Annotated in this window: 16 protein-coding genes and 1 tRNA gene; 12 read left to right on the top strand and 5 right to left on the bottom strand. The window is 45.9% G+C overall.

Annotation, left to right across the window (positions count from 1 at the left end; translation table 11 throughout):
• Nucleotides 1-59: 59 nt before the first annotated feature.
• The 4 genes from mlaE to rtcR all read right to left on the bottom strand — a co-directional run bounded on the left by mlaE (nucleotide 60) and on the right by rtcR (nucleotide 4,495).
• Nucleotides 60-839 (bottom strand): lipid asymmetry maintenance ABC transporter permease subunit MlaE, encoded by a 780-nt coding sequence (mlaE, locus tag H8K55_RS03470; RefSeq protein WP_186940615.1) that lies wholly within the window; start codon nucleotides 837-839, stop codon nucleotides 60-62.
• Entirely contained in the window at nucleotides 836-1,651 is an 816-nt protein-coding gene (locus H8K55_RS03475) for an ABC transporter ATP-binding protein (protein ID WP_186940616.1), read from the bottom strand. Before H8K55_RS03475 ends, mlaE begins: the two co-directional genes overlap by 4 nt.
• Nucleotides 1,652-2,458: 807 nt before the next feature.
• Nucleotides 2,459-2,758 (bottom strand): helix-hairpin-helix domain-containing protein, encoded by a 300-nt coding sequence (locus H8K55_RS03480; RefSeq protein ID WP_186940617.1) that lies wholly within the window; start codon nucleotides 2,756-2,758, stop codon nucleotides 2,459-2,461.
• A gap of 138 nt (nucleotides 2,759-2,896) precedes the next feature.
• Nucleotides 2,897-4,495, bottom strand: a complete 1,599-nt coding sequence (rtcR, locus tag H8K55_RS03485; protein ID WP_186940618.1) for an RNA repair transcriptional activator RtcR — start codon at nucleotides 4,493-4,495, stop codon at nucleotides 2,897-2,899.
• A 345-nt stretch (nucleotides 4,496-4,840) separates the two neighbouring features.
• Between rtcR and H8K55_RS03490 the strand changes: the two genes are divergently transcribed.
• The 9 genes from H8K55_RS03490 to H8K55_RS03530 all read left to right on the top strand — a co-directional run bounded on the left by H8K55_RS03490 (nucleotide 4,841) and on the right by H8K55_RS03530 (nucleotide 12,479).
• Nucleotides 4,841-4,906: transfer RNA gene (locus H8K55_RS03490), tRNA-Leu, on the top strand.
• 271 nt (nucleotides 4,907-5,177) lie between these two features.
• Nucleotides 5,178-6,308 carry a slipin family protein gene (locus H8K55_RS03495; RefSeq protein WP_186940619.1) on the top strand — a complete coding sequence of 377 codons (1,131 nt, stop codon included), beginning with the start codon at nucleotides 5,178-5,180 and terminating at the stop codon, nucleotides 6,306-6,308.
• A 110-nt stretch (nucleotides 6,309-6,418) separates the two neighbouring features.
• The gene (locus tag H8K55_RS03500; protein ID WP_186940620.1) at nucleotides 6,419-6,892 is read left to right on the top strand and encodes a phosphatase domain-containing protein; all 474 of its coding nucleotides are present in this window, start codon (nucleotides 6,419-6,421) and stop codon (nucleotides 6,890-6,892) included.
• A 111-nt stretch (nucleotides 6,893-7,003) separates the two neighbouring features.
• On the top strand, nucleotides 7,004-8,233 hold the full coding sequence (locus H8K55_RS03505; protein ID WP_186940621.1) for an RtcB family protein: 1,230 nt from the start codon (nucleotides 7,004-7,006) through the stop codon (nucleotides 8,231-8,233).
• A gap of 18 nt (nucleotides 8,234-8,251) precedes the next feature.
• Nucleotides 8,252-9,718, top strand: coding sequence for a hypothetical protein (locus tag H8K55_RS03510; protein WP_186940622.1), 1,467 nt, complete (start codon nucleotides 8,252-8,254; stop codon nucleotides 9,716-9,718).
• Nucleotides 9,715-10,749: an RNA 3'-terminal phosphate cyclase gene (rtcA, locus tag H8K55_RS03515; RefSeq protein ID WP_186940623.1), complete on the top strand. Its 1,035-nt coding sequence runs from the start codon at nucleotides 9,715-9,717 to the stop codon at nucleotides 10,747-10,749. Before H8K55_RS03510 ends, rtcA begins: the two co-directional genes overlap by 4 nt.
• Before the next feature lies 1 nt (nucleotide 10,750).
• Complete coding sequence (locus H8K55_RS03520) at nucleotides 10,751-11,545, top strand: nucleotidyltransferase domain-containing protein (RefSeq protein WP_186940624.1); 795 nt, start codon at nucleotides 10,751-10,753, stop codon at nucleotides 11,543-11,545.
• Between the two features lie 138 nt (nucleotides 11,546-11,683).
• On the top strand, nucleotides 11,684-11,893 hold the full coding sequence (locus H8K55_RS03525; protein WP_186940625.1) for a YgaP family membrane protein: 210 nt from the start codon (nucleotides 11,684-11,686) through the stop codon (nucleotides 11,891-11,893).
• Between the two features lies 1 nt (nucleotide 11,894).
• Entirely contained in the window at nucleotides 11,895-12,479 is a 585-nt protein-coding gene (locus H8K55_RS03530) for an RNA polymerase sigma factor (protein ID WP_186940626.1), read from the top strand.
• Nucleotides 12,480-12,672: 193 nt separating this feature from the next.
• On the opposite strand, the gene H8K55_RS03535 is transcribed toward H8K55_RS03530, so the two are convergent.
• Nucleotides 12,673-14,196: a methyl-accepting chemotaxis protein gene (locus H8K55_RS03535; RefSeq protein ID WP_186940627.1), complete on the bottom strand. Its 1,524-nt coding sequence runs from the start codon at nucleotides 14,194-14,196 to the stop codon at nucleotides 12,673-12,675.
• Nucleotides 14,197-14,772: 576 nt separating this feature from the next.
• On the opposite strand from H8K55_RS03535, the gene H8K55_RS03540 reads away from it, so the two are divergent.
• The 3 genes from H8K55_RS03540 to H8K55_RS03550 are packed head-to-tail and all read left to right on the top strand — an operon-like array spanning nucleotide 14,773 to nucleotide 18,378.
• Nucleotides 14,773-16,005, top strand: a complete 1,233-nt coding sequence (locus H8K55_RS03540; protein WP_186940628.1) for a 3-methyl-2-oxobutanoate dehydrogenase (2-methylpropanoyl-transferring) subunit alpha — start codon at nucleotides 14,773-14,775, stop codon at nucleotides 16,003-16,005.
• A gap of 14 nt (nucleotides 16,006-16,019) precedes the next feature.
• Nucleotides 16,020-17,057, top strand: a complete 1,038-nt coding sequence (locus H8K55_RS03545; RefSeq protein WP_230408468.1) for an alpha-ketoacid dehydrogenase subunit beta — start codon at nucleotides 16,020-16,022, stop codon at nucleotides 17,055-17,057.
• A gap of 1 nt (nucleotide 17,058) precedes the next feature.
• The gene (locus H8K55_RS03550) at nucleotides 17,059-18,378 is read left to right on the top strand and encodes a dihydrolipoamide acetyltransferase family protein (protein WP_186940630.1); all 1,320 of its coding nucleotides are present in this window, start codon (nucleotides 17,059-17,061) and stop codon (nucleotides 18,376-18,378) included.
• The last annotated feature ends 270 nt before the right edge of the window (nucleotides 18,379-18,648 follow it).

The raw sequence follows: 18,648 nt of genomic DNA on the forward strand, positions 1-18,648 counted from the left end.
AAATCCGCCTGAGTCATTGAACACAGACGCGATTGTAAAAATTCGAATTGAATAAAGTCTTATTGGAACATCCAGGCGGTTAACAAGAAGTCCAGCCATAAAACCAATAAAGATGAAATAACGACCGTACGCGTGGTAGCGCGTGCTACGCCTTCGGGTGTTGGCGTTGCTTCATAGCCTTGATATAAGGCGACAAATGTCACAGCAAAACCAAACACAACACTCTTGATCACGCCGTTACCGAGATCTTTCCAGATATCGACCCCTGCCTGCATTTGCGACCAGAATGAACCACTATCAACACCAATCAAAGACACGCCAACCAAATAGCCACCGATGATGCCCATGGCATTAAAAATCAAAGTCAAAATAGGCAAGGCGATCACACCAGCAATAAATCGTGGTGCCACCACACGTTGCAATGGATTGACCGCCATCATTTCCATGGCTGCCAATTGCTCTCCTGCTTTCATCAAACCAATCTCCGCAGTCAGCGAAGTGCCTGCACGACCAGCAAATAATAGAGCTGTCACCACAGGGCCAAGTTCACGCACCAAGGACAAGGCAACCAATAATCCTAAGGCCTCTTCCGAACCATAACGGTTCAGTGTGTAATAGCCTTGATAACCTAAAACAAAACCAACAAACAAACCAGAAATCGCGATAATCACCAACGAATAATTGCCGATGAAATGCACTTGATCAGCAATCAATTGTGGCCGTCGCCACAAGCTAGGCGAGTTGATAACGATACTGACAAAACTACGGCTGGCATGTCCAAGATCTTGTATGGTTTCGCGCGTGAATTGTCCTAGTCGACTGATTAAATTCACGATCATGCTCGTTCTCCAGCCGCAGGCTTTAGACCAATTTCTTCCGCCATGGTTTTACCCGGATAGTGGAAAGGCACAGGACCATCACTCTCGGCATGCACGAACTGTTTTACGTAAGGATCGGTCGATTCCATCATCTCCTTCGGCGTCCCTTGCGCAACGATTTTTCCTTGCGACAGGAAATAAACATAATCCGCAATAATGAAAGTTTCATGCACATCGTGCGAGACGAGAATACTAGTAGAACCGAGAGCGTTATTTAAGTTGCGAATCAAGGTCGCCGTCACACCCATGGAGATAGGATCCAAGCCAGCAAATGGTTCGTCATACATAATGAGTTGCGGATCAAGGGCAACCGTGCGTGCGAGGGCAACCCGACGTGCCATGCCGCCAGAAATTTCAGATGGTTTCAATTGAGCTGCATTGCGCAAACCGACGGCATTGAGCTTCATCATCACCAAATCTTGCACCATCGCTTCTGGCAATTTAGCATGTTCACGCAATGGAAAAGCCACATTATCAAACACGCTCAAATCGGTAAATAAAGCACCGTGTTGAAATAGCATGCCCATCTTGCGACGTAAGGCATACAGACCGGGAGTTTTTAAATGATGAACGATTTGACCATTAACCGAGACATGGCCTTGCTGCGGAGCGATTTGTCCACCGATCAAACGCAGGATAGTGGTCTTACCCGAACCGGAACCGCCCATCACGGCAATCACTTTACCGCGTGGAAAATCCATGTTCAAACCGGACAAAATATTCCGGTTGCCATAGCCAAACTGCAAATCACGAATTTCAACTAGATTGGGCACGACGATTGATTTCTATAATAAAGGCAAGATTGTAAACCAGATCGAGAATTCGAGTTGTTTCACAATGCTATGAAAAATGTAACGAAATAATAAACGCTCGACTTATTTAGCATAAGCAACATTAAATTTCGCAAAAATAAAAATTACGGACTTAAATTCTGCAACATTGCACAATTTCATGACAAATAAATGAACGCAGAGTCATCTATTTTCATTCTCAATCAATTATTACTCAATTTATGATCAATATTTCTAGCAATGAATACAGTATTTAATTCATCTTCAGCAGCATAAGACCGCAAAGTTTGAGCGAAGTTTTAAGCAAAACCGGAATTATTTTTTTCCGACCAAATAGCGATTCCAATGGTATTGCCAGGCAATACCATATTTGCAAATTCAATATCAGTGAGCATAGCGAACTGGGTTTAGACCGCGCTTATTTACTCTTAAGGCCGTATTTATTCACTCAGACTAGGGTCTGTTGACATATATTTTAGGCAAGCGAATGCGCGCAAATGGGCACAGGGCTAGGCTATCGCTTTGGGAAAGATCCCTTACAAGGGATCTTCGTTGCGTCAGCGTGCAGCATGCTGCACGAAACCCTGACTACACCGCAAGCTGCGCGGTAGTGCGAGCACTATAAGCAGATTGCAACAACGCCATGTGCCCATTTGAGCCATTCCCGGAGGGTTTCACTCAAAACGCACGATGAACAGCGTTGCATCTCTTGCTGGGGCGGCCAGCCGCAGCGGCGAGATGCGCCTTGTCATCCTGCGTTTTGAGTGAAACGCTTGACTAAAATATATGTCAACAGACCCTTGCTTGACTCAGAATTTTTTTGCGCTCTTCGGTGAAGTCCCACCAAACTCTTGGCGGCTCACCCGCCATAAATCGCGTGATGGCGATAAATACATCAATCACACAGGGATCGTGCCTTTGCTGTGTGATTACACAGAGCTCCTGATACATCTGAAAAGGATCGCGGCCGATTAATTGCTGCGGGTAAGTGATACCTAATAAAACCAAATCGGCTGCGCTAGCTTTACCGATGTTAGGCAAGTCTGTCAATTGACGGACATTTTCTCTGATAACTTTATTAGGATTCATAGAGAGACTAAAAGCACTTCCATTAATGTATGTTTCTTAACTCATTCGCTTAACACGCGCATCACTACATCTCAGCTTACTTAAACTAAACACACCCAGACATTAAAACATAGAAATTAAGTGAGTTAAATCCGCGGCTTACCAAGTTTTAATCTGCGCAAAACTCAGGTCAAATTTTGCCAGATATTTACGCAAACGATCCGCATCATTCGACATCTTTTTTTCTTTGCGGCTATATTCAAATAAACTTCGTCCCGCATCCGACAGATTATGCGCAGATCGACAAACTTGAATCACATAAGCGAGTTGCGCCTGATCGAAAGGATCTATGCTTTCCTTCAATGCTAGCCAATCTGGATGATCCAATTTTTCAACCTCATTGCCAATATTTAAGATTGCGTGCTGGTTGCGTTGCTGCAGCCGTTGGATTTCTTTCTCTACTGCGGCAAGGTCGATACGCCCACCATCTGCCAAGGTTGCCATGCGCAATAAACTAGCAGACAGGTCACGGAAATTGCCAGCCCATACAGTCGTACCTGCCATCGCGTACTGCAGATAAATTTTCTTGGCATCCGAATTAAAACGTATCTTCTTTCCGAGTTGATTGGCAATTCTATCCAATTCAAAATCGAGATTCGGCTCTATGTCCTCACGTCTGTCTTTTAAACCTGGCAACGTATAAAGCCAGGTGTTAATACGGGCGAATAAATCTTCACGAAAACGTCCGCTACGCACATCTTGCGCCAGATCTCTATGGGTGCCAGCGATCAGTTGAAAATGACTTTCAACTTCTTTATCGCCACCCATGGGAAAGAAGCGCTTTTCCTCTATCGCTTTAAGTAACATCGCTTGCTCATCTAATCCCAGCTCGCCGATTTCATCCAAAAACAATAAACCATTATCCGCCGCTTTCAGATAGCCAGCTCTCGCCTGCAGCGCACCAGTGAACGAACCTTTGACGTGTCCAAACAAAGCCGACATCGCACCATCGCCGCGCAAGGTTGCGCAATTGACGTCGATAAAATCACCCTGCAATTGATGCTTAGCTTTTTTTAATTCATAGATACGGCGCGCTAGAAATGATTTGCCAGCGCCAGTCGGTCCCGTCAATAAAATCGGTGTTTGCGAACGCAAGGCGACCTGTTCGATTTCTTCTATAGTGCGATTGAAGCTCGCATTTTTTGTAGCAATGCCAAACTTCAAAAACGATAGATCTTCTTGCCGTTCTTCTTCAAAACGCGTAGCGAGTTGATTGTATTGCGAGAGATCGAGATCAACCACCGCCACTTGTCCGGTTTCGGGAAATCCGCCTCGACGCGGCGGAGAAGTTTGCAATAACTTTGCAGGAAAATAACGCGCCTCTGTTAATAAGAACAAGCAAATCTGCGCCACGTGCGTACCAGTCGTGATATGCACCAGATACTCATACGCACTGGTATCGAAATCGTAGCGCCGTACAAAGTCGTGCAAGGCCGAATAAACCTCGACAAAATCCCAAGGATCTTCAATCTGCATCAACACAGGTTCAACAACAGTCTCGGGCGAAACACGCTTGATATCAGCAGTGACTAATTTCAACAAATCGCCTTTACCGCCGCCGTGAAATAACACGAGCCTGTGGATCAACACGTCTTCTTGCTGGCACAAAGATACCGTTGGACGCCAACGCTCCCATCTGCCCGCATTAAACCCTGCATCCAGGGTCGTGCCTAAAAAGCCAAAAACAATCTTATCCATTTTTATAAACCGATATATAAATTTATCTTAATACATAGTATCTCGCAAAGTCGAATCTTAAGCAAAAACTTCTCAGTAAAAATTTATTCATTAAAAATCAATTACTTATAAGAATTCTTGTGCGCCAGTTACAAACTGGCACGCTTATCGCAATAGAGAAGATGTCTTAAGCGAATTCGCCTGCAACAGGTAAGGGTTCAAAAAGCCCTTCCGGTACATGGATCTCAATCAGGAGTCTCTCCAACATTGATAGAAACCAAGTATGCCGCAACGAGGGAAATTAAGGTATTGGCGATGATTCTGGGGAATGCCCTCAGGTTCGATTCCTGACATCGTCACCACAATGGATAGCTCATTCTGGTAGAGCAACTGACCAAGGATCAGTCTGTAGCGGGTTCGAATCCCGTTCCAACACACTCTCAAAAAGTGTTTCGTAAGCAAGAAAAGTAGTACAGGGTGGGAAGATGACATTTGCAAGCAAACAGAAATCTTCTTTGCGCTTCGCCGAGGTTTTTGAACTCTAGGCAGGTGGTCAGTAGCAATCGTCATCATCAGTGATAAGGAGTAAGCATTTATCTGGATGAGCGCGACACTACTTACCCACGCCTATGACAACAAGAACTTCCGCGACGCGCAAAACACCCTGCTTTTAAAAAATAGAAGTAGAACAAGGACAATAAAAATGAAAATCAAAGTACAAAAAAATGAACGTGCGATCATCTACAAAGACAAAGCATTTGAAGCTATCGTTGGACCTGGCGAACACCGCTACTTCCAATTTTTTACAGAATTTACCGCACAAATATTCGATATGGATAATGTGCGCTTTGAACACAGCATCGCAGAATCATTACGCCGTCACGAACCAGAAGTCGTTGCCGACAATTTTCACGTGATCGATGTAGCAGATGAAGCCGTTGTACTGCGCTATGAGAATCAAAGTTTGGTAGAAATTATGGCGCCAGGCACTCGCAAATTGTTTTGGAAATTCGGTGCAGAACAAACTTTTGAAGTCATCGATATCGCTGAACAGTACACCGTCTCTCATAAATTGATGAGCTATTTAGCGCAACCTGCTTTACGTGGAAAAACCATTGCAGGTTTACAGAATATTTTGCCAGTCCAAGTACCAGAATCGCACATCGCTTTATTGAAGGTCGATGGAAAATTAGTGCAAGTATTAGGCGCTGGCAAAACGGCTTACTGGCGATTCAACCGCGAGATTCAAAGTGAACTAGTGGATACTCGCTTGCAATCGTTGGAAGTGGCTGGCCAAGAAATTTTGACTCGCGACAAAGTAAGTCTGCGCATTAACTTGAACGCCAACTGGCAATTCGAGGACGCAGAATTAGCCTATAACCGCTTAGCCAAACCAGCCGAGCACATCTATCGCGAATTACAATTCGCCTTGCGTGCCGCGGTAGGAACCCGTAGCCTTGATGAACTGTTGGAAAACAAACAAATCATCGATGCTGTGGTAGATCAACACTTACAAGAGAAGTTGCAAGGCTTCGGCGTAAAAGTTTTGAGCGTGGGCGTGAAAGACATCGTGTTACCAGGTGATATGAAGCTCTTATTGGCGCAAGTGGTAGAAGCAGAAAAAGCCGCGCAAGCCAACGTCATCCGCAGACGAGAAGAAACCAACGCGACTCGATCAATGTTGAACACCGCAAGAGTCATGGAAAACAACCCAACCGCCTTGCGCTTAAAAGAGTTAGAGACTTTAGAAAAAGTCGCAGAACGCATAGATAAAATCTCCGTGTTCGGTGGCTTGGATCAGGTCTTGAATGGCTTGGTGAAGATTAATGTGTGAGAACAAAAATTGTAGGGCGGGTGCAACCCGCGCCGCCAGAACGAAGTGCGATCGAGACCGACCTTTAGGCGGCGCGGGTTGCACCCGCCCTACAAAATCAAGTTAAAACTATGAACAATAAACCACTTTATATTTTCGACCTCGATGGAACAATGGCCATAATTGACCATCGACGCCATTGGGTACAAAAAGAAAAACCGAGCTGCGAAGATTGGCATCAATTTCATATCGAATGCGAATTTGATGTACCTAATACCAGCGTCATCCAGACTATGGAAATATTACGTAATAGCGGCGCAGACATTTGGATTTTCTCCGGACGCAGTGATGAAGTTCGGGAAATGACAGAAAATTGGTTAATGAAACACGCCAACTTTAATGCCGATGAATTACAAACAGCTTTATCAATGCGCATCGCCGGTGACTTTACACCAGATGATGAACTTAAATTAATTTGGTTAGCCAATATGCTGGACGAAGATAGAAACCGCCTCGTCGCCGTTTTTGATGACCGCGACAGAGTGGTGCAAATGTGGCGGCAAGAAGGCATCAGTTGTTTTCAAGTCGCGCTAGGAAACTTTTAAGGCGTAGGTTGGACTGAACGAAGTAAAGCCCAACATCTCGAAGAAACATCAAGCAATTGCTGGGCTTATTAGCCCAGCCTACAAGAATAAAGACGAACAAAGAATTAAATCATGAACAAACAAAATTACGAATTATTAGAAGTAGCTAACGCCGCGCCAATCAAAATGTGGACTGAAGGTGTACCCGTTGAAGACGATGCTAAACAGCAATTGATCAATACCGCGAAAATGCCATTTATTTTCAAACATTTAGCGGTGATGCCGGACGTGCATTTGGGGAAAGGCTCCACCATTGGTAGTGTAATTCCTACGCATAAAGCGATTATCCCCGCTGCAGTTGGGGTCGATATCGGTTGTGGAATGATCGCTTGCAAAACCACGTTGAACGCCAAAGATTTGCCAGATAATCTTGGTCCGCTACGTGCCGCGATTGAAAAAGCTGTACCGCATGGACGAACACCAAATCGGGGAGGTCGTGATAAGGGTTCCTGGGGAGATAAACCGCCAACATTAGTAGATGAAGCTTGGAAATCATTGGAAGGCACTTTCAAGGAAATTACCGCCGATTATCCCAAATTGAAGAACACCAATCAGTACAAACATTTGGGAACTTTAGGAACCGGTAATCACTTCATCGAAATTTGCCTGGATGAAAAAGATGCCGTGTGGATCATGTTGCATTCAGGTTCACGTGGTGTAGGTAATGCGATAGGAACCATGTTTATCGAGTTGGCGAAAAAAGATATGCAGCAGCATTTGTGCAATATCCCGGATCAAGACTTGGCTTACTTTGAAGAAGGCAGCAAATATTTTGGAGATTACGTGAAAGCGGTAGGATGGGGACAAAAATTCGCCAAGACCAATCGCGAGATCATGATGCAACACGTCATTGATGCCATACGTAAGATCATTACCAAGCCTTTCGAAACTCACCTAGAAGCGGTGAACTGTCACCACAACTATGTACAAAAAGAAACGCACTTTGGAGAAGAAGTGTATGTCACGCGTAAGGGTGCAGTGTCGGCGAAAAAAGGAGAGCTGGGAATTATTCCAGGATCAATGGGCGCAAGAAGTTACATCGTGCGCGGATTAGGAAATGAAGAAAGCTTCCAATCCTGCAGTCACGGCGCAGGTCGCGTGATGAGTCGTACTAAGGCAAAAAAATTGTTTACGGTAGAAGATCAACAACGTGCCACAGAAGGTGTGGAATGCCGTAAAGATGCAGAAGTGATCGACGAAATTCCTATGGCTTACAAAGATATCGACGCGGTTATGCGAGCACAGAAGGATTTGGTGGAAGTGATGTATGTCTTAAAGCAAGTGGTATGTGTGAAGGGTTAAATTTTTAGAGAGAGTCCAATGAATTGGTTAGACAGTATCAAACGAAAAATGGAAGCCAAATTGACTTCTATCGAAGTCATTGAAGAGTTAGGATTTGATACTTATTCCTGCTCATTGGATGATTCTGCTTATGCTCATCATTTCGAAGCATGGCGCAACAACGGCATAGTCACAGAAGAAAACATGCAAAACCTTTCACCGACTGATGCCGAAAAGCAGCTATTCAATCGAAGTGGCTACGCAAGGGAGTTTGCTTTGTTGGTTTTGGTTGCACAGGACCATAAGCAATCATTTAACGCAGTGATTACAAGGCTCAATGACTATGTTAAAAAAAATCGAGCAATTGCGACAAAGACTGTTTTAGCTTGGTTAACCGAAGTTAGCATCGAAGAATTACTCGTCGCTTTACCAGCACTAATGAATTTGCAAAGGCAAAGCAGAACAACTGCAGATGTAATTATCGCGGCCTTAAAGCAACGACTATTTGATCCGGCCAATCAAATAATGCTTTTACAAGCAATTGAACATAGCAATCACAAAATCGGTGCTTTGTGCTGGCAGCTATGTAATCAATTCTTCAATTGGAATGTGTATGAAAAAATTAGCTTTGCAGTAAAGTGCAAAGATATCTCAATCAAACATGCGATGTGTAGCGAAGTAAGCAAATTGACTGCGTCCGAATTATTGTCCTTTATACCGCAACTACAAAAGATCAAACTAATGCAGTTGCGGCGTGAGGTGCTTTTACAGTTAAGACGAAATGGGTTATTAGATGAAGTAGATTGCATCAAAACAGCCATATGGGATAAATCCTATGGAATTCGTTGGATGGGACGGCTTTGGGCAAAAGAAGTGCCGCAATTTTTATATGATGAATACCATGATGCATTAACGGGAAAGCTGTCGATATCCAGAATGCTCTTTGCACTTGAAGGATTGCGAGAATTAAACAAAGCCGATGGAATCGAATTATGTCTATCAGTCTTGAATTTCTCGCATATCAGCGTAAGAAGGCGAGCGCTTGAGACACTCTGCAAGCTCGACAAAAAAAATATCAATCACTACCTAAACCATTGTATTCGCGATCAAGACATTCAAATGCTGAAAACCTGTTTTCAAATTTCATTTCGTGAATCAAGTTTGTTTGATACGGCTCTACTACGCTCTTTGGCGGAAGTAAGAAAAAATGAGTCAATATTTTTCACTGAACTTCTTCGGTATGCCAATACTGTACTCGGTTGGCAAGGCATCGAATATGCAGCGCTCCTATCGTGTGCAGATTTCGACACAAAGAACAAAGTTAAAAATGAATTGCACAGTTTCTTACGGACTTGGTCTAGGAGTCAACTATACCAAACCATCAGCAACGAGAAGTTTCAAGAAATTAGAACATGGTTGAATGACAATGAACTCAATGCACTCGGAGATATAGGAAACGAAATTCGCTTCTTATTTAAGACAACAGAAAATAGATTTAAAACATGATACAAATAGACGCCTCACAAGGTGAAGGTGGTGGACAAATACTGCGTACCGCGCTGGCTTTGTCCATCATCACCCAGCAAGCAGTACAACTAAAAAACATCCGCGCCAAGCGCAGTAAGCCTGGTTTGATGCGTCAGCATTTGACTTGCGTTCGTGCGGCGCAGGCGATTTCCGGCGCGACGGTGGAAGGAGATGCGCTGGGGAGTACGCAGCTTAGTTTTAAACCTGGTCCAGTTAAAGCGGGCGAGTATGCTTTTGCGATTGGTACTGCAGGTAGCTGTGCTCTGGTATTGCAAACCATTTTATGGCCTTTACTATTTGCCGACGCAGAAAGCACAGTGACTATTGAAGGCGGTACGCATGTGCCGATGTCACCCTCATTTGAGTTTTTAGAATTTAGTTTTTTGCCAGCGATTCAGAAGATGGGTGTGCATGCACAGTTGGAATTGCTCAAACATGGATTCTATCCTGGCGGCGGAGGAAAATTGCGTGCAGAGCTTAAGCCTTGGCACACGCAAGCTGCGCTGGACTTACAAAGTCGTGGTGAGCGTATCAGCCAGCATGGTTTATGCTTAATCGCTAATCTAGATCAAAGTGTCGCGGACAAACAATTAGCAGAAGTCAGACGCTATTTGAATTGGAATGCCGAAGATGTAGTACATCAGGGTTTACGTAACTCACATGGCGTTGGTAATGCACTGGTTTTAAATGTGCAAAATACCGAACACACAGAGATCGTCACCAGTTATGGCGACAAATCTAAATCCAGTGAATTCGTGGCGCAACAAGCTTGTACTGAAATGAAGCATTACTTAGCTAGCGACGCTGCGGTGGGTGAACACATTGCCGATCAACTCGTGCTGCCACTGGCTTTGGTTGGTGGAAAATTCACGACCAATATTATCAGCGAACATTTCAAAACCAATTGTGCAATTATTCAAGCGTTTTTGAATGTCGTATTTAAGATAGAAAAATTAAACGCACACTGCTATTTGGTGGAGGTGGGGGCGGAGGTGCAGAAAGAAAAATAAAATGAAAGATGAAGCGGTTCACACAGTAATACAAGAACGCCTCAGGAGCATAGAACAAAAGCACAATGTGAACATCTTGCTCGCCATAGAATCGGGCAGTCGTGCTTGGGGCTTTGCTTCACCAGATAGCGATTGGGATGTGCGTTTTATCTACGTGCATCGCGAGCCATGGTACTTCAAAGTGCATGCTGGTCGCGATGTGATCGAAACCGGCATAGAACAGCATCCTCTGGGAGAGCTCGACATCAACGGTTGGGAATTACGTAAAAGCCTGCAGCTACTACACAAGAGTAACCCGGCGCTGATGGAATGGCTACAGTCACCGCTACTCTATCGTCGCAATGATCTCGTCATGAGCCAATACGAAAATTTGGCGAAAATATTCTTCAAGCCACAGGCAAGCTTTCAGCACTACGTCAGTATGGCAATCACGAATGCGCGCGAATTTTTGCAAAAAGATCAGGTACGCCTAAAGAAATATTTGTACGTCTTACGACCTATCTTTGCTTGCCTTTGGATAGAGCAATTTGGCGATATGCCGCCGATAGAATTTCATCGTCTACTTGAGCGACTGTTGCCTGATGGATCTTTACGTGCTGAGATCGATGCTTTGCTAATCAAGAAAATGGCTGGTGGAGAAATGGAAGTCGCAGATCAAATACCTGCCATCTCGGCATTTATACATACGGAGTTAGCACGTTTGAAGCAAATACAGTTTCAAGTGGCAGCACTTGATGCCGAGGCTTATGAGGCTTGTGATCTTTTTCTCATGGAAACGATCAAGAAAAATTCTTGATATGCCTAACGATGACGCTTTTTTGAATTTTTTTGATTTTTTTTTAAATCTATTGAATCCTTTTGGAAATTTGGCCCCTCTAGGTCAGTGTCATTCAATTTGAATGCCATCCATCTCAATCTATTTAAGGACTACAAAATGTTTCATTTAAAGCGTAATCTCCCACATTGGGAACGTGCCCTGCGTCTGGGCAGTGCTGCTTTGGTCACCTACGCCGCACTCAGCGGCTATACCCAAGGGTTCATGACTTGGGCAGCGTATGGCACCGCTGCTACTTTGGTACTCACCGCCTTTGTTGGCTTTTGCCCGGCCTGTGCTATGGTAGGTCGCCGTTATCTGGATAATTAATATGCTTCGTACCAAACCGCAACTAATTGAGGCCGCCTGCCAAGGTGACAAGGCCGCCATTTCTGATCTCTTAACTGTCTGTCAGCCTGATTTGAAGCGGTTTGCACGACGCACTTGTTCCACTACGGAAGATGCGGAAGATGCCGTACAAATTGCGCTATGGCAGTTGTATCGCAAGATAGGTGCATTGCGTACGGTGGCGACTTTTACGACCTGGTTATTTCGTATTGTCGAGCGCGAATGTTATCGCTTATATCGTGGCAAGAAGGCAACCGAAGCTTTGGATGAATTGCTTGAACAAGACATTCCTTGCGAACCTAGCATACCCATCGATTTGCGACTCGATTTGACCCGCGCTTTAGAACGCTTAACACCGCCCTACCGCGAAGTCCTCATCTTACGTGACGTACATGAATTGACCGCACCGGAAGTCGCGGCACAACTAGGGCTAAGTTTGGAGGCGGTAAAAAGTCGGCTTCATAGAGCGCGGACTCAGGTGCGTGAGCAGCTCATGTCTAGCGGTTACTGGCTGAAAGATGAAGCGCCGGAATCGACAAATATGGAAGAAAATAAACATATTCTGTAGTACTTTCTTTCAGCCATTTTCTACATTTTATTTCCCACTCCATGACATCATAAACACACTTTTCACCATGTTCGCTTTTGCGGGCGTGGTTTTATAAGTTGCGTGACTAAGCTATGTATTGCTGACCCGGCGCATTTGAAATTATGTGCCGGGTTCAAAATCAATCGACTTCAAATTCTTTAATTTGGCTCAGTTATAGTCCAACAAAATTCTTATACACACCACATCCGATCGCCATATCATTGAGCATACGTACATACGACATCTTAGTTTGCACCGTACCTGTACTCGGATTGGTAATTGCATACTCTACCCAACCTGGTTCTATTTCAGCCTGTGCAAAAATTGCTGCGACCAAGCGTGCACCGTCAACCCCGGGAATATCTTGCACACGGCTACCAAGCTTAGCGGCATTCCCCGCAAACGCCAAATAATACCCTCGCCTGTCCAGTGCAAATACATACATGTCTCTATCACTAAATTGCTGCGCTGACTTGGTGATGCCTTGCAAAAATTGCTCATCAGTAGCAGCCTGTTCATAATAGACAATTGCCTTTTCTACCAATTGCAAAGCTTCAATCGGAGATCCCTGTTGTAACTGGAACATATCGACCAAACTCACCAATGCAGAGGCGCGCTCCTCCAGTATGTCCGCCTGTCCGACAGCGCGTTCAACCATTGCTGCGTTTGATTGAGTGATCGTGTCTAACTGATGCATGGCCGAACGTATTTCGGACAAAGAAGCACTTTGCGCAGCACTAGAACTGGCCACCACCGTCATATTTGATTCGACCTGTCGTATACCGCCAACGACTTGTTCAATGTTGCTGCCAACCGCGCGAATATGCTTAACTCCACTTTCAACTTGCTCAGATGAAGCGCCAATCAATCCACGAATTTCTTTGGCCGATGCGGCGGAGCGTTGTGCCAAAGAACGCACTTCACTAGCAACCACAGCAAAACCGCGCCCAGATTCACCGGCACGAGCTGCTTCGACTGCAGCATTTAAGGCCAGAATATTAGTTTGAAAAGCGATACCGTCAATCACGCTAACGATTTCATCCATCTGCTTAGTGCTTTGCTGAATCTGATCGACAGAAATAATCGCTTTCTCCATCGCATCAGCACTTGCATCCGCCACTTTTCGCAATTGTGTTGCCTGTTCTGTCGCAGTGCCTGCGCGATTGGCGCTATCTTTAACGGCGGTTGATAACTCGTCCACACTGGCAGACGTTTCTTCAAGATTTGATGCCTGTTGTTCAGTGCGTTCAGACAAAGCATGATTACCACGTGCGATGCTGGCACCGGAATACGCAACGTACGCCGCACCACTACGCACATTCGCCACGATAGAAGAAAGACTTCCGGCGATCTTAATAATTTCTTGCATCAGTTGAGCAAGTTCATCAATGCCATCAAGTTTCGAACTCAAACGTAAGTCACCATGAGCTAGTTTTTCGGCAGACAATTTAATATCCGCAAGGTCTTGCGAAAAACTCAGATATAACGCGACGCTAAGGTAAATGCCTATGCACCACAGTGCCGCAAACAAATAGTTCAACCCAGCATTCATCGCAAATAATTGTGTTGCGCCAGGTTGGGCACAAAACCAGAGCCAACAAGGCAAGGCGTTAAAGAAAATCAGTAACAGAAATTTTCCGAATAAACTTAATCGTCGCATCAAGTTTATTCCGGGTAGCAGAAAAACATTCTTCATGACGACATCTCCGCTTTCGGCTGGCACTAGGGTTGAACTGCACAAACCTCAATGGGGTATTTTCTCATTGATCAAGTTTAGCAGCTGCATCAAATTTCAATTGATATGTTTCAGAAAAAACAGAAAAACATTGATCTTCACCAACAAAGCGTATAAACCGCAACTCAAGGAAACCCACGCTGAACACTTAATCTCAGCTTGAACTGAGTTAGAGAAAAACTCAAGCGATTTACTCGTACATGAGCATCACAAAGTTTCGCAGTGCTCAACTTGAATTTAGAAAACCAAAATAGGTAAAAAATGTCGCAATGCAGCAAGATATATGATCTTAATTTGAGCGAAAAATCAATCAAAAAATTTGCCGTAACAGATCAAGAAACCGTCATCTCTTGCTTGCCAAGCATGTGTGATTTGTGGATACTTTGCGCCAGAAAGATAGAATGCTTTCAACGAGTTTATCTCCACAAGAAATAAACTTATTAAACAAGAGAAATGCTGCATCACAACAAAAAATGCAGCAACAATATGACCACTATTGCCTAATGTTGCTTAATACAATTGAGCAAGGAGACTTTCATGCCACACTCAGAACCGTTACGTCTGCACGTACCGGAGCCCACCGGCCGTCCCGGCCAGACTACCGATTTTTCTTATTTGCGACTATCGCCTGCGGGTGAAGTGCGACGCCCTGAAGTGGATGTCACACCGGTCGATACGCGCGATATCGCTTACTCGCTGATACGTGTCTTGGACGAGCACGGCAATGCCGTCGGTCCTTGGGCACCAGACATCAGCATAGAAACCCTGCGCGCTGGTATGCGTGCGATGATGAAAACGCGGGTGTTCGATTCGCGTATGTTGATCGCACAGCGCCAAAAGAAAATGTCTTTCTACATGCAAAGCCTGGGCGAAGAAGCGATTGGTGCGGCGCAAGCGATGGCCTTGAATCGTGATGACATGTGCTTTCCAACCTATCGTCAGCAAAGTATTTTGATGGCACGTGATGTGCCCTTGCATGGCTTGATTTGCCAATTAATGTCGAACGAAGGTGATCCGCTTAAAGGCCGTCAATTGCCGGTCATGTATTCGATTAAAGAAGCAGGCTTCTTTTCGATTTCTGGCAATCTCGCCACGCAATATATACAAGCGGTCGGTTGGGCAATGGCATCGGCGATTAAGAACGACACCAAGATCGCGTCCGCATGGATAGGCGATGGTGCAACCGCGGAGGCTGATTTCGATACGGCGCTGACATTTGCGCACGTCTATCATGCACCAGTCATTTTAAATGTGGTGAATAATCAGTGGGCGATTTCGACTTTTCAAGCGATTGCTGGCGGTGAGAATACGACTTTTGCAGCACGCGGTGTGGGATGCGGTATTGCCTCCTTACGTGTGGATGGCAATGACTTCCTCGCTGTATATGCGGCATCCAAATGGGCAGCTGAACGTGCGCGTAGCAATCTCGGCCCAACGCTAATTGAATGGGTTACTTATCGTGCGGGACCACATTCTACTTCGGATGATCCGTCCAAATATCGTCCTTTGGATGATGCCAGTCACTTCCCACTCGGCGACCCTATCGCTCGTTTAAAACAGTACCTGATCAATCAAGGTGCATGGTCAGAACAAGAACATGAGGATACCCAAAAAGAATTAGAGGCGATGGTGATCGCTGCGCAGAAAGAAGCCGAAACACTCGGTAGTCTGGCAGACAACCATGTATTTAGTCCGGCAGAAATGTTTGAGGACATCTATGAGCAGATGCCTGAGCATTTGCGTCAACAACGCCAACAATTGGGGCTTTAATCATGAGTGAAGCAATGAGTAATGACATTAAAGGAAAATCAACGCCTATGACAATGATCCAGGCGCTGCGTTCAGCGATGGATGTGATGTTAGAACGTGATAACGATGTGGTGGTGTTCGGGCAAGACGTTGGCTACTTCGGTGGCGTATTCCGTTGCACCGAAGGCCTGCAAAAAAAATACGGTAAGTCACGTGTCTTCGATGCGCCAATTTCTGAAAGCGGTATCGTGGGTGTGGCAGTCGGTATGGGCGCTTATGGTTTGCGTCCCGTTATCGAAATTCAATTCGCCGATTATATTTATCCGGCTTACGATCAAATTGTTTCTGAAGCAGCGCGTTTGCGTTTCCGCTCTGCTGGTGACTTCACTGCGCCATTGACGATACGTACACCGTGTGGCGGTGGTATTTACGGTGGTCAAACTCACAGCCAAAGTCCGGAAGCCGTGTTCACCCATGTCTGTGGTTTGCGCACAGTGATGCCATCCAATCCTTATGATGCGAAAGGTCTGTTGATCGCCTCGATAGAGAATAATGATCCTGTGATTTTCTTAGAACCTAAGCGTATTTATAACGGTCCGTTTAATGGTCATCATGATCAACCTGTTGTACCTTGGTCTAAGCACCCTATGGGCGATGTGCCTGAAGGTTATTACACGGTGCCGCTGGAATCAGCATCGGTTTTCCGCGAAGGTAAAGATCTGACCGTACTGACTTACGGCACGATGGTGTGGGTGTCTGAAGCGGCTGCGGCGGAAAGTGGTGTCGATGCTGAGATCATCGATTTGCGTAGCATCTGGCCTTTGGATTTGCCGACTATCTTAGCCTCGGTGAAAAAGACAGGTCGTTGCGTCGTTGTGCATGAAGCGACGCGCACCAGCGGCTTTGGCGCTGAACTGACGGCACTCGTGCAAGAGCATTGTTTCTACCATCTGGAAGCCCCTATCGAACGCGTGACAGGTTGGGATACACCTTACCCACATGCGCAAGAGTGGGATTACTTCCCTGGTCCAGCCCGCGTTGCCGCGGCATTCACACGTGCGATGGAGAAATAAGATGGGTATTCATGTCATTAAAATGCCGGATATCGGCGAAGGTATTGCAGAAGTTGAGTTAGTCGCGTGGAATGTGAAAGTCGGCGATATGATCACTGAAGATCAGGTGATGGCAGACGTTATGACTGACAAAGCAACGATAGAAATTCCTAGCCCTGTACATGGCAAAGTGCTGGCGCTTGGCGGCGCTGCGGGTCAAGTCATGGCGGTGGGATCTGAATTGATTCGGATTGAAGTCGAAGGTGCTGGAAATGTGGATGCGAATGCAGCTTCAGTAGCGCCTGCTCTTGCTCCAGCCAAGGCTGCAGCAGTTGCCACCGCACCTGCGCCAGTTCCCGAAAAACCAACCACACCTGCAGCGCTCACTGCAAAAGCCCCTGTCACTGCTTCGGCCACTTCGGCAGCAAAGACCAGCGGCAGCGTTCCCAGCGCAGCGCGCGCCAATGGAGAAAAACCCATCGCCTCCCCCGCGGTACGTCGCCGTGCCTGGGATCTGGGCGTGGAATTGCAATTCGTTGCTGGCACTGGCGCAGCAGGTCGTATTACGCAAGACGATTTAGATGCCTATGTTGCACGTGGCTCAACGCCGATTGCTTCTGGCGGTAATAGCTATCGCGAACTACACGAAGAAACCGCGATTCCGGTCATCGGTCTGCGCCGCAAAATCGCCCAGAAAATGCAGGATACTAAACGCCGCATTCCACATTTCTCCTATGTAGAAGAAGTCGATGTCACTGAACTCGAAGCACTACGCACGCAACTCAATCAAAAGTGGGGTAAAGAACGCGGCAAGCTCAGTTTATTACCCTTATTGATGCGTGCCGTCGTTTTAGCAGCACGCGACTATCCACAAATCAATGCACGCTACGATGATGAGGCTGGCGTAGTCACCCAATTTGCCGCCGTACATTTAGGCATCGCTGCGCAAACGCCAACTGGCTTAATGGTGCCCGTAGTACGCCATGCCGAAGCACGTGATCTGTGGAGCAATGCAAATGAAATGGGACGATTAGCTGAAGCAGCCCGCGTAGGCAAAGCGACACGGGAGGAATTATCAGGTTCGACAATTACGATCTCTAGCCTCGGCGCACTCGGCGGTATCGTTTCTACCCCCGTCATCAATTCACCTGAAGTTGCCATCATAGGTGTGAATAAAATGGTGGAACGCCCAATGATACGCAATGGACAAATCGTCGCGCGTAAGATGATGAATCTATCTTCGTCATTCGATCATCGCGTGGTCGATGGTATGGATGCTGCGCAATTTATTCAGGCGATACGCGGGTATTTGGAATGTCCGGCGACGCTGTTTATTGAGTGAAAACAGCCCCCTCTCCCGCAAGCGGGAGAGGGTTGGGGTGAGGGGAGTTCAGAATGGATCAATGCCTAACTAGACGACGGCCTAGAAAAACTCTGCTGGAAACTTTTACCATTCACGACTCGGCCAAGCACCCTCATCCCCTGCCCTTGTATGCTGTCTTATAGATTGTCTGTTCTTGTAGTTGGTTGTATGGTTTTGCGGTAGTAGGTGCCTGCGTAAGGAGCGCGTAGTGCGACTGGAGTTGGCACCTACTACCGCGGCAAAAATGGT

This window comes from Affinundibacterium flavidum, assembly GCF_014284175.1.
Classification (GTDB): Bacteria; Pseudomonadota; Gammaproteobacteria; order Burkholderiales; family Burkholderiaceae_D; genus Undibacterium; species Undibacterium flavidum.

Coding starts and splice junctions, on each gene's coding strand:
- H8K55_RS03510 (WP_186940622.1), top strand. CDS start 8,252: ATGAATTGGTTAGACAGTATCAAACGAAAAATGGAAGCCAAATTGACT.
- H8K55_RS03495 (WP_186940619.1), top strand. CDS start 5,178: ATGAAAATCAAAGTACAAAAAAATGAACGTGCGATCATCTACAAAGAC.
- H8K55_RS03520 (WP_186940624.1), top strand. CDS start 10,751: ATGAAAGATGAAGCGGTTCACACAGTAATACAAGAACGCCTCAGGAGC.
- H8K55_RS03525 (WP_186940625.1), top strand. CDS start 11,684: ATGTTTCATTTAAAGCGTAATCTCCCACATTGGGAACGTGCCCTGCGT.
- H8K55_RS03550 (WP_186940630.1), top strand. CDS start 17,059: ATGGGTATTCATGTCATTAAAATGCCGGATATCGGCGAAGGTATTGCA.
- mlaE (WP_186940615.1), bottom strand. CDS start 839: ATGATCGTGAATTTAATCAGTCGACTAGGACAATTCACGCGCGAAACC.
- H8K55_RS03500 (WP_186940620.1), top strand. CDS start 6,419: ATGAACAATAAACCACTTTATATTTTCGACCTCGATGGAACAATGGCC.
- H8K55_RS03480 (WP_186940617.1), bottom strand. CDS start 2,758: ATGAATCCTAATAAAGTTATCAGAGAAAATGTCCGTCAATTGACAGAC.
- H8K55_RS03540 (WP_186940628.1), top strand. CDS start 14,773: ATGCCACACTCAGAACCGTTACGTCTGCACGTACCGGAGCCCACCGGC.
- rtcA (WP_186940623.1), top strand. CDS start 9,715: ATGATACAAATAGACGCCTCACAAGGTGAAGGTGGTGGACAAATACTG.
- H8K55_RS03530 (WP_186940626.1), top strand. CDS start 11,895: ATGCTTCGTACCAAACCGCAACTAATTGAGGCCGCCTGCCAAGGTGAC.
- H8K55_RS03505 (WP_186940621.1), top strand. CDS start 7,004: ATGAACAAACAAAATTACGAATTATTAGAAGTAGCTAACGCCGCGCCA.
- H8K55_RS03545 (WP_230408468.1), top strand. CDS start 16,020: ATGAGTAATGACATTAAAGGAAAATCAACGCCTATGACAATGATCCAG.
- rtcR (WP_186940618.1), bottom strand. CDS start 4,495: ATGGATAAGATTGTTTTTGGCTTTTTAGGCACGACCCTGGATGCAGGG.
- H8K55_RS03535 (WP_186940627.1), bottom strand. CDS start 14,196: ATGAAGAATGTTTTTCTGCTACCCGGAATAAACTTGATGCGACGATTA.